The sequence below is a fragment of the Streptomyces sp. NPDC006261 genome (assembly GCF_040613515.1).
Lineage (GTDB): Bacteria > Actinomycetota > Actinomycetes > Streptomycetales > Streptomycetaceae > Streptomyces.
The window spans coordinates 53,710-64,565 of the sequence record NZ_JBEXSI010000041.1 but is presented as its reverse complement, the minus strand read 5'-3'; the positions used below and the strand labels follow the sequence as shown (position 1 = coordinate 64,565).

Genomic DNA, 10,856 nt, shown 5'->3' with positions numbered 1-10,856 from the left:
TGGTTCGCCTACGCGCCGCTGAACGACGCGGTCCGCTCGCCGGGCATCGGCGCCGACATGTGGATCATGGGTCTGGCCTTCTCCGGCTTCGGCACGATCCTCGGCTCGGTCAACTTCATCACCACGATCATCTGCATGCGCGCTCCCGGCATGACGATGTTCCGCATGCCGATCTTCACCTGGAACGTCCTGCTGACCGGTGTCCTGGTCCTGCTGGCCTTCCCCGTTCTCGCCGCCGCGCTCTTCGCGCTGGAGGCGGATCGGAAATTCGGTGCACATATCTTCGACTCCGCCAACGGCGGCGCGCTGCTGTGGCAGCACCTCTTCTGGTTCTTCGGACACCCAGAGGTGTACATCATCGCCCTGCCGTTCTTCGGAATCATTTCCGAGGTCATCCCGGTCTTCAGCCGCAAGCCGATGTTCGGCTACATCGGTCTGATCGCCGCGACGATCGCCATCGCCGGCCTTTCGGTGACGGTGTGGGCGCACCACATGTATGTGACGGGCGGCGTGCTGTTGCCGTTCTTCTCCTTCATGACGTTCCTCATCGCGGTGCCGACCGGTGTGAAGTTCTTCAACTGGATCGGCACGATGTGGAAGGGGTCGCTGTCCTTCGAGACACCGATGCTCTGGGCCGTCGGCTTCCTGATCACCTTCACCTTCGGTGGTCTGACCGGCGTCATCCTGGCCTCGCCCCCGATGGACTTCCACGTCTCCGACTCGTACTTCGTCGTCGCGCACTTCCACTACGTCATCTTCGGCACCGTGGTCTTCGCGATGTTCTCCGGATTCCATTTCTGGTGGCCGAAGTTCACCGGCAAGATGCTGGACGAGCGGCTCGGGAAGATCACCTTCTGGACGCTGTTCGTCGGCTTCCACGGCACGTTCCTGGTGCAGCACTGGCTCGGTGCCGAGGGAATGCCGCGTCGCTACGCGGACTACCTCGCCGCCGACGGCTTCACCGCGCTGAACACGATTTCCACCATCGCGTCCTTCGTGCTCGGCCTGTCGATGCTGCCGTTCTTCTACAACGTCTGGAAGACCGCCAAGTACGGCAAGAAGGTCGAGGTCGACGACCCGTGGGGTTACGGCCGCTCGCTCGAGTGGGCGACCTCCTGCCCGCCGCCGCGGCACAACTTCCTCACCCTGCCGCGGATCCGTTCCGAATCCCCGGCGTTCGACCTGCACCACCCGGAGATCGCGGCGCTCGAGCAGCTTGAGTACCACTCCGAGTCGGACAAGGCCCTCGCCGGCGGCAAGGAGGCAGGCAAGTGAAGATCCAGGGACAGCTGTTCATCTGGCTGAGCGTCTTCATCCTCGGCATGGCCGTCGTGTACGGCGTGTGGTCGAAGGAGCCGGTCGGCACCACAGCACTCTTCCTGGCCTTCGGGCTCGCGGTCATGATCGGCTTCTACCTGGCCTTCACGGCCAACCGGGTCGACGCCATGGCCCAGGACGACAAGGAAGCCGACGTCGCCGACGAGGCGGGCGAGCTGGGGTTCTTCTCCCCGCACAGCTGGCAGCCGCTCTCCCTGGCGATCGGTGGCGCCTTCGCCTTCATGGGCGTCGTCTTCGGCTGGTGGCTGCTGTACTTCTCGGCTCCGCTGCTCCTGATCGGCCTCTTCGGCTGGGTCTTCGAGTACTACCGGGGTGAGAACCGCACCCAGTGACACCCTCTGGAGGGTGACACCGCACTACCCCACGAGGGGCCCGCGTCGCGCGAAGCGACACGGGCCCCTCGCTCGTTTGCAGTCACTGAACGCGCTGGATCGGATGAATCTTCTTACGTTGGGTTCATGAACCACACGCCGCGCATCCGCACCGTAGTGAGCTGCACTCTGCTGGTCGTGACCCTCGGCGCGGGTGCGACCGCCTGTGGCGAGCCCGACGGACACCCGCTGTCGACGAAGCCGTACGACGCGGGGGACCAGGTCTCCTTCAACGGCCCCTCCAAGAACGAGAAGGCCGACCCCGACAAGCCCCTGGAAGTCACCGTCAAGGGTGACGACAGCCGCATCACCGACGTCAGCGCCGTGGACACGGGGGGCCGCCACCTGGCGGGCGAGCTCTCCGCCGACGGCAGGAGGTGGCGCTCCACGGCCCCGCTGGCGGCCGGCACCGGATACACCGTCAGGGTCTCCACCGAGAACGGGGACGGCGCTCCTGGCACCCGTACGCTCTCCTTCGACACCTCCTCGCCCAAGAAGCTGCTGAAGGTCGCCTTCGGCCCGGAGGCGGGCACCTACGGCGTCGGACAGCCCATCACGGCGGAACTCAGCGCTCCGGTCACCGACAAGGCGTCCAGGGCCACCGTCGAGCGCGCTCTGAAGGTCCGCTCCACCCCGGCCGTCACCGGCTCCTGGTACTGGGTCGACGACAAGAAGCTGCACTACCGGCCCCAGGAGTTCTGGCCGGCCGACGCCACCATCGAGGTCCGCTCCAACCTGGCGGGCATCAAGGTGACCAACGCCCTCTACGGGGCCGAGGCCAAGCCCCTGAAGATCACCACCGGCGACCGGATCGAGGCCCTCACCGACGCCTCGACCCACACCATGACGGTCCTGCGCAACGGAGAAGTGATCAACACCATTCCGGTCACCACCGGCAAGCCCGGCTTCTCCACCCGCAACGGCGTCAAGGTGGTCCTCGCCAAGGAGCAGTTCGTACGGATGCGCGGGGAGAGCATCGGCATCGCCGCGGGTTCCTCGGAGTCGTACGACCTGCCGGTCTACTGGGCCACCCGGGTGACCTGGAGCGGCGAGTACGTCCACGCCGCGCCCTGGTCCACCGGCTCCCAGGGCAACGCCAACGTCAGCCACGGCTGCACCGGGATGAGCACCGGAAACGCCGAGTGGTTCTTCGACACCGTGCGCCAGGGCGACATCGTCAAGGTCGTGGGCAGCGCGGGGGAGACCATGACCCCGTTCGACAACGGGTTCGGCGACTGGAACCTCTCCTGGGAGAAGTGGCAGAAGGGCAGCGCCCTCAACGAAGGAGTGCCGGACAGCCCGCAGACGCTTCAGGCCGCCCGCCTGCGCCCGCATGTCTGACCGGGCACAGAAGGAGCGCCCCGCACGGCGGGGCGCTCCTCAAGGGCCCACAGGGCCCTCTCAGGCCTCCACGGCGAGCCGGGCACGCAGCAGTGCCGCCAGCGCGTCGGCGAACTCCACCGGGTCCACCGGCAGCGTCACAGCGGCCTCGGCCCGGCTCCAGGTGGCCAGCCAGGCGTCCTGCGGGCGGCCGATCAGCAGGAGGACCGGGGGGCAGTGGAAGATCTCGTCCTTGATCTGACGGCAGACACCCATGCCGCCGATGGGAGCCGTCTCGCCGTCCAGGACGCAGACGTCGATCCCGCCGCCGTCCAGCGCCGCCAGGACGGCCGGAAGCGTCGCACACTCCAGGAACTTCACCGGTGGCACGTCGGCGGCAGGCCTGCGACCGGCTGCCAGCTTCACCTGCTCGCGGATGTTGGCGTCGTCGCTGTAGACCAGGACCGTGGCGGTCGCCTGCATTGTTCCTCCGTGACATCTGTGTCTTCGGGGCTCTCGGGGCATGAACCGATGCGCGGATCGTACTCCGGTCGACCGGCCGTCAGCACCGGTATGGACACCGATTCGATGGGCCGTTCGGGCAGGACACACGGGACTGACACACCGAACGGCACCCCCCGGAGTGAGGGCGGGATAAGCGACCGACATAATGTCGGTCGTGGCGACAGCAACGACAGTAGAAACCGGGCACGCGCACCCGTCGGTCAATCGGCCGAACCTCACCAGCGTCGGAACCATCATCTGGTTGAGTTCCGAGCTGATGTTCTTCGCGGCCCTCTTCGCGATGTACTTCACCCTGCGATCGGTGATGGGACCCGAGTACTGGAAGGAGATGGCCAGTCATCTGAACTTCCCGTTCTCGGCCACGAACACCACGATCCTGGTGCTTTCCTCACTCACCTGCCAGCTCGGCGTGTTCGCCGCCGAGCGGGGCGATGTGAAGAAGCTCCGCACCTGGTTCATCGTGACGTTCGTGATGGGTTCGATCTTCATCGGCGGCCAGGTCCTGGAGTACACCGAGCTGGTCAAGGACGCGGGGCTCTCCCTGTCGTCCGACCCGTACGGCTCGGTGTTCTACCTGACCACCGGCTTCCACGGTCTGCACGTGACGGGCGGTCTCATCGCCTTCCTGCTGGTTCTCGGCAGGACGTACGCAGCCAAGAGGTTCACCCATGACCAGGCCACCGCGGCCATCGTCGTGTCCTACTACTGGCACTTCGTGGACGTGGTGTGGATCGGTCTGTTCGCAACGATCTACATGATCAAGTAACCGGGGCTCGCACCCGCCCACCATCGACGCAGAAGATCCTGACACCGGGGTAATCCGTGAAAAAGCTCTCCGCACGACGACGCCATCCGCTGGCGGCGGTCGTCGTACTACTCCTCGCGCTGGCGGCTACCGGGGGGCTGTACGCCGCGTTTGCGCCTGCGGGCAAGGCGCAGGCCGATGAAACCGCCCAGTCCCTCGCCATCGACGAGGGCAAGAAGCTCTACACCGTAGGCTGCGCCAGCTGCCACGGAACCGGCGGTCAGGGCACCACCGACGGGCCGTCCCTCGTGGGCGTGGGCTCCGCCGCCGTCGACTTCCAGGTCGGTACGGGCCGCATGCCCGCGCAGCAGCCGGGCGCCCAGGTACCGAAGAAGCCGGTCATCTACACCCAGGCGGAGATCGACCAGCTCGCGGCGTACGTAGCGTCGCTCGGCGCCGGTCCGATCACGCCGACCGAAAAGCAGGTCGACCCGGCCGGCGCGGACACCGCCAAGGGTGGCGAACTGTTCCGCAACAACTGCGCCCAGTGCCACAACTTCACGGGTAAGGGCGGCGCCCTCACCAACGGCAAGTACGCCCCGGACCTCGAAGGGGTGAGCCCGAAGCACATCTACGAGGCCATGCAGACCGGCCCGCAGAGCATGCCCTCCTTCCCCGACACGACGATGCCGGAGCAGGAGAAGAAGGACATCATCGCGTACATCAAGTCCGTGAACGGTGACGAGACGGCGAGCCCCGGTGGCCTCGCCCTCGGTGGGCTGGGTCCGGTCAGCGAGGGCCTGTTCGCCTGGATCTTCGGGCTCGGCGCCCTCGTCGCAACCGCCGTCTGGGTCGCGGCCCACACCGCTAAGGCCAAGAAGTCATGAGTAGCCAACAGATTCCAGAAGACAACCTGCCCGTACTGCAGGAGACCGTGCACGGCGCGGTGGAGGGTACGGACGACCCGTTCGCCGACCCGGGGCTGCCGGCCCACAAGCCGCGCATCCAGGACCTCGACGAACGTGCCGCGAACCGCTCCGAGCGGGCCGTCGCGTTCATGTTCGTCCTCTCGATGCTGTCGACGGTGGCCTTCATCGCCTCCTACGTCATCTTCCCGGTGGACAAGATCGTCTACATCTGGCCCTTCGGCCATGTGAGCGCGCTCAACTTCTCCCTGGGGCTGACGCTCGGCTTCGCGCTCTTCTTCATCGGAGCGGGCGCCGTCCACTGGGCGCGCACCCTGATGTCCGACGTCGAGGTCGCGGACGAACGACACCCGATCGAGGCGCCGCCCGAGGTCAAGGCTCAGGTCATGGCCGACTTCAAGGCCGGTGCCGAGGAGTCCGCGATCGGCCGGCGCAAGCTCATCCGCACCACCATGTTCGGCGCGCTGGCCCTGGTGCCGCTCTCCGGTGTGGTGCTGCTTCGCGATCTCGGTCCCCTCCCGGAGAAGAAGCTCCGGACCACGATGTGGGCCAAGGGCAAGCTGCTCGTCAACGTGAACACGGGCCAGCCGCTGCGTCCCGAGCACGTCACCGTGGGGTCGCTGACCTTCGCCAAGCCCGAGGGGCTCGAGGACGACGCGCACGACTTCCTGTCGCAGATCGCCAAGGCCGCCCTGATGATCGTCCGCATCGAGCCGGAAGACATCAAGGACAAGCGCCAGCGCGACTGGGCCCACGAGGGCATCGTCGCCTTCTCCAAGATCTGCACCCACGTCGGCTGCCCGATCAGCCTGTACGAGCAGCAGACACACCACGTGCTCTGCCCGTGCCACCAGTCCACCTTCGACCTCTCCGACGGCGCCCGCGTCATCTTCGGTCCGGCCGGCCACGCGCTTCCGCAGCTGCGGATCGGCGTGAACAGCGAGGGCAACCTCGAGGCGCTCGGTGACTTCGACGAGCCCGTCGGCCCTTCCTTCTGGGAGCGCGGATGAGTACTGCGACAACCAACCCGCCCGCCGACCAGGCGGGACAGCGCAAGGCACCCGCGGGCGAGCGGGTCGCCGACTGGGCGGACGGCCGGCTGGGCATCTACGGCCTGGCCAAGGCCAACATGCGCAAGATCTTCCCGGACCACTGGTCCTTCATGCTCGGTGAGGTCGCGCTCTACAGCTTCATCGTCATCATCCTCACGGGTGTGTATCTGACGCTGTTCTTCCAGCCGAGCATGAACGAGATCGTCTACCACGGTCCGTACGAGCCCATGCAGGGCATCCGGATGTCGGAGGCCTACGCCTCCACGCTGAAGATCAGCTTCGAGGTCCGTGGTGGTCTGCTCGTCCGGCAGATCCACCACTGGGGCGCGCTGATCTTCCTGGCCGCCATGTTCGTGCACATGTGCCGCGTCTTCTTCACGGGCGCGTTCCGCAAGCCGCGCGAGGTCAACTGGCTGTTCGGCTTCCTGCTCTTCGTGCTGGGCATGTTCACCGGCTTCACCGGCTACTCCCTCCCGGACGACCTGCTCTCCGGTACGGGTGTGCGCTTCACCCAGGGCGCGATCCTGTCCGTGCCGATCGTCGGTACGTACATCTCGATGTTCCTGTTCGGCGGCGAGTTCCCCGGCCACGACTTCGTGGCCCGGTTCTACTCGGTCCACATCCTGCTGCTGCCGGGCATCATGGTCGGGCTGCTGGTGGCCCACCTGATCCTGGTCTTCTACCACAAGCACACGCAGTTCGCGGGCCCCGGCCGGACCAACAAGAACGTCGTCGGCCTGCCGCTGATGCCGGTCTACATGGCGAAGGCCGGAGGCTTCTTCTTCCTGGTCTTCGGCATCATCACCATCATCTCGGCGATCGCCACGATCAACCCGATCTGGGCGCTCGGCCCGTACCGTCCGGACCAGGTGTCCACCGGCGCCCAGCCCGACTGGTACATGGGCTTCGCCGAGGGTCTGGTCCGAGTCATGCCGGGCTGGGAGATCGTCTTCTGGGGTTACACGCTCAACCTGGGCGTGTTCATCCCGCTGGTCTTCTTCGGCCTGGTGCTCACGCTGCCGGCGGTCTACCCGTTCGTCGAGTCCTGGGTGACCGGGGACAAGCGCGAGCACCACATCCTGGACCGCCCGCGCAACGCCCCGACCCGTACGGCGCTCGGTGTCGCCTGGATCACGGCGTACTTCATCGGCCTCGTCGGCGGTGGGAACGACCTGTGGGCCACGCACTTCCATCTGTCGCTGAACGCCATCTCGTGGTTCGTCCGGATCTTCTTCTTCGCCGGACCGGTCATCGCGTTCATCGTCACGAAGCGGATCTGCCTGGGCCTCCAGCGCCGCGACCGGGACAAGGTGCTGCACGGTCGCGAGACCGGCATCATCAAGCGCCTGCCGCACGGTGAGTTCGTGGAGGTTCACGAGCCGCTCTCGCCCGGTCAGCTGCACACGCTCACCGCGCACGAGCAGTACAAGCCGGTCGAGCTCGGCCCCGAGGTCGACGAGAACGGCGTCAAGCGCAAGATCTCCCCGGTCCAGAAGCTGCGCGCCAGGCTCAGCAAGGGCTACTACGGCGAGGACAACCAGATCGCCAAGCCCACCGCGGAGGAGTACAAGGAGATCACCGAGGGCCACGGCCACCACTGATCGCCTGATCTGATCGCCACCGCGAGAGCCCCGTCCATTCGATGGACGGGGCTCTTCGCGGTCCCGGCGGCTGGATAGGGTGGAGCCGTCTCTTTACCGGCTGTGGACCCTCTGGAGCGGACCATGAACGTTGTGACCCCGAACGGCGGCGACAGCGTGGCGGACCGTTCCTGGCCCGGCCTGCTGAACCCCCTGCTGCGCGGCGAGAACCTCTCCTCCGAGGCGACCGCCTGGGCGATGGACCGCATCATGAGCGGCGAGGCGACCGACGCGCAGATCGCCGGTTTCGCCGTCGCTCTGCGGGCCAAGGGTGAGACCGTCGAGGAGGTCACCGGTCTGGTGCGCGCGATGTACGCGCACGCCAACACCATCCACGTGCCCGGCCGCACCGTCGACATCGTCGGCACCGGCGGCGACCTCGCCAAGACGGTCAACATCTCCACCATGTCCGCGATCGTGATCGCCGGGACCGGTGCCAAGGTCGTCAAGCACGGCAACCGGGCCGCCTCCTCCGCGAGCGGCTCCTCCGACGTCCTGGAGAAGCTCGGCGTCAACCTGGAGCTGACCCCGCGACGGGTGGTCGAGGTCGCCGAGGCGGCGGGCATCACCTTCTGCTTCGCCGTGAAGTTCCACCCCGCCCTGCGGTACGCGGCCAAGGCCCGCCGGGAGCTCGGCGCGCAGACCACGTTCAACATCCTGGGCCCCCTCACCAACCCGGCCCAGGTGCGCTCCCAGGCCATCGGGGTGGCCGACGCCCGGATGGCGCCCATCGTCGCGGGCGTGCTCGCGGACCGGGGCAACTCGGCCCTCGTCTTCCGCGGCGACGACGGCCTCGACGAGCTGACCACCACCGCCACCTCGCGGGTCTGGGTGGTCCGCGACGGCACGGTCCGCGAGGAGCCCTTCGACCCGCGTGACGTCGGCCTCCCCCTCGTCCCCGTCGAGGCGCTGCGCGGCGCCGACGCGTCGTACAACGCCGATGTGGCCCGCCGACTGCTGGACGGCGAGGGCGGCGCGGTACGCGAGGCGGTGCTGCTCAACTCGGCGGCGGCGCTGGTCGCCCTCGACCCGGGGCCCGGCACGCTGACCGAGCAGATCGCGGCGAAGATCCCCGTCGCGACCGAGGCCGTCGACTCCGGCGCGGCCAAGCGGGCCCTGGAGCGCTGGGTGGCGGCCAGCAACGCCTGACCGGCAGGACACCCCCCTGGGCGCAGTCCGGATGCCGGACTGCGCCCTTGCGCGTTCGCGTGCATATGGCAAGATGCTGCGCAGGTCATGAGTGACAGCGACTACGGCCCCGGCCCGCTGTCCGGCAACCCTCCGTCCGTGGCGGGGTGCCCCGGGTGAAGACCAGGCCGTAGGCAGCGAGGTCTGCGGCAAGCGCGGGCCCCTCGGCGTCCAGTGGACGCCAGCCCCCGGGGTCCTGGTCCCTAGGGAGCCTCTTGTGAGCAAGCGAATGCGCTAGGGCTGAACGCCCTCTTCAAGCGCACCTCTTTCCTTCCCCCTCCCGCGCTGCCGCGTACCCGCCGGCGCCGGATTTCGCCTGCCTTTACGGGAGTTCGCCATGTCTGTCTCCACTGCTGCCATCGAACCGTCGGTTTGTGCCCCGCTGCCCGTTCTGGGGCAGGATGTCACTGTTCCGCTCGTCACCGGCGGTGAAGTCACCTACGCCGCACTCGACTACGCCGCCAGCGCCCCGGCCCTCCGGCGGGTCTGGGACGACGTCGCCGCGTACGCCCCGTACTACGGCAGCGTCCACCGCGGGGCCGGATACCTCTCGCAGCTCTCCACCGACCTCTTCGAGAACAGCCGCCGCACGGTCGCGGAGTTCCTCGGCTGCCGCGCCGACGACCAGGTCGTCTTCACCCGCTCCACCACCGACTCCCTCAACCTGCTGGCCGCCGCGCTCCCCGCCGACTGCCAGGTCTTCGTGTACGAGACCGAGCACCACGCCTCCCTGCTGCCCTGGCGCGACGCCCAGGTCACCTACCTCGACGCGCCCCGCACCCCCGGCCAGGCGGTGGAGGCCCTGGATCGGGCGCTGGCCGACCGCGACCCCTACGGCCCCGCCCTGGTCTGCGTCACCGGCGCCTCCAACGTGACCGGCGAGCTGTGGCCGGTCAGGGAGCTGGCCGCCGCCGCCCACGCGCACGGCGCCCGGATCGTCCTGGACGCCGCGCAGCTCGCCCCGCACCACCCCGTCGACATCGCCGAACTGGACGTCGACTGGGTCGCGTTCTCCGGCCACAAGCTGTACGCGCCCTTCGGCTCGGGAGTCCTCGCCGGCCGCGCCGACTGGCTCCAGGCAGCCGAGCCGTACCTCGCCGGCGGCGGCGCCTCCCGCAAGGTCGCCCGGCGCGCCGACGGCGGCGTGGAGGTCGACTGGCACACCACCGCCGCCCGTCACGAGGCCGGTTCGCCCAACGTGATCGGCGTCTACTCCATCGCCTCCGCCTGCAAGACCCTCAACGAGGCGGGCTTCGACGCCCTGGTCGCCCGCGAACAGGAGCTGGTGAGCCGGGTCCGCGCGGGGCTCGCCGAGGTCCCCGAGGTCCAGGTGCTCTCGCTCTTCGGCGACGACGCCCCCCGGGTCGGCGTCATCTCCTTCGTGGTGCGCGGCTGGAACAGCTCGCACTTCGCCGCCGCCCTCTCCGCCGAGTACGGCATCGGCGTCCGCGACGGCCTCTTCTGCGCCCACCCGCTGGTGCGCACCCTCCTCGGCAGCGACCCGCAGGGCCCGGGCGAGTGCGGCGCCCCCGAGGCCGAGCCGGGCGAGCTCTCGCTCAACGCGATCCGGGTCAGCTTCGGCGCCGGTACGCCGGACGAGCACATCGAGCGGTTCCTGCGCGCGGTCACCGAGCTGGTCCGCGAGGGCGCCCAGTGGAAGTACCGCACCGAGGACGGCCGTTGCGTCCCGGACCGGGGCACCGCCGCCCAGGTCTGAGACCTCGTGGAACCACTTCGGCCGGGGACAGGCG

General features: G+C 68.2%; 10 protein-coding genes and 1 riboswitch. Of the genes, 9 read left to right on the top strand and 1 reads right to left on the bottom strand.

Going from position 1 to position 10,856, the window contains the following annotated elements; all coding sequences use genetic code 11:
• The 3 genes from ABZ154_RS24875 to ABZ154_RS24865 form a co-directional block, all read left to right on the top strand.
• Window positions 1-1,275, top strand: a 1,275-nt coding sequence (locus tag ABZ154_RS24875; RefSeq protein ID WP_356836066.1) for a cbb3-type cytochrome c oxidase subunit I, incomplete at its 5' end; no start/stop codon positions are given.
• Window positions 1,272-1,670 (top strand): cytochrome c oxidase subunit 4, encoded by a 399-nt coding sequence (locus tag ABZ154_RS24870; RefSeq protein WP_356836064.1) that lies wholly within the window; start codon window positions 1,272-1,274, stop codon window positions 1,668-1,670. The genes ABZ154_RS24875 and ABZ154_RS24870, both read left to right, overlap by 4 nt.
• A 126-nt stretch (window positions 1,671-1,796) precedes the next feature.
• Window positions 1,797-3,050 (top strand): Ig-like domain-containing protein, encoded by a 1,254-nt coding sequence (locus ABZ154_RS24865; protein WP_356836062.1) that lies wholly within the window; start codon window positions 1,797-1,799, stop codon window positions 3,048-3,050.
• Window positions 3,051-3,110: 60 nt separating this feature from the next.
• On the opposite strand, the gene ABZ154_RS24860 is transcribed toward ABZ154_RS24865, so the two are convergent.
• Window positions 3,111-3,512, bottom strand: coding sequence for a response regulator transcription factor (locus tag ABZ154_RS24860; RefSeq protein ID WP_030564241.1), 402 nt, complete (start codon window positions 3,510-3,512; stop codon window positions 3,111-3,113).
• A 187-nt stretch (window positions 3,513-3,699) separates the two neighbouring features.
• On the opposite strand from ABZ154_RS24860, the gene ABZ154_RS24855 reads away from it, so the two are divergent.
• From ABZ154_RS24855 to ABZ154_RS24830, 6 genes are all read left to right on the top strand, one after another.
• Window positions 3,700-4,320: a heme-copper oxidase subunit III gene (locus ABZ154_RS24855; RefSeq protein WP_356836060.1), complete on the top strand. Its 621-nt coding sequence runs from the start codon at window positions 3,700-3,702 to the stop codon at window positions 4,318-4,320.
• Window positions 4,321-4,376: 56 nt separating this feature from the next.
• Window positions 4,377-5,186: a c-type cytochrome gene (locus ABZ154_RS24850; RefSeq protein ID WP_356836058.1), complete on the top strand. Its 810-nt coding sequence runs from the start codon at window positions 4,377-4,379 to the stop codon at window positions 5,184-5,186.
• Window positions 5,183-6,235, top strand: a complete 1,053-nt coding sequence (locus ABZ154_RS24845; RefSeq protein WP_356836056.1) for a Rieske 2Fe-2S domain-containing protein — start codon at window positions 5,183-5,185, stop codon at window positions 6,233-6,235. The genes ABZ154_RS24850 and ABZ154_RS24845 overlap by 4 nt, the downstream gene beginning before the upstream one ends.
• Window positions 6,232-7,878, top strand: a complete 1,647-nt coding sequence (locus ABZ154_RS24840; RefSeq protein ID WP_356836054.1) for a ubiquinol-cytochrome c reductase cytochrome b subunit — start codon at window positions 6,232-6,234, stop codon at window positions 7,876-7,878. Before ABZ154_RS24845 ends, ABZ154_RS24840 begins: the two co-directional genes overlap by 4 nt.
• A gap of 123 nt (window positions 7,879-8,001) precedes the next feature.
• On the top strand, window positions 8,002-9,066 hold the full coding sequence (trpD, locus tag ABZ154_RS24835; RefSeq protein WP_356836052.1) for an anthranilate phosphoribosyltransferase: 1,065 nt from the start codon (window positions 8,002-8,004) through the stop codon (window positions 9,064-9,066).
• Window positions 9,067-9,149: 83 nt separating this feature from the next.
• Window positions 9,150-9,267, top strand: a riboswitch (SAM riboswitch).
• Between the two features lie 175 nt (window positions 9,268-9,442).
• The gene (locus ABZ154_RS24830) at window positions 9,443-10,822 is read left to right on the top strand and encodes an aminotransferase class V-fold PLP-dependent enzyme (RefSeq protein WP_356836050.1); all 1,380 of its coding nucleotides are present in this window, start codon (window positions 9,443-9,445) and stop codon (window positions 10,820-10,822) included.
• Window positions 10,823-10,856: the final 34 nt, after the last annotated feature.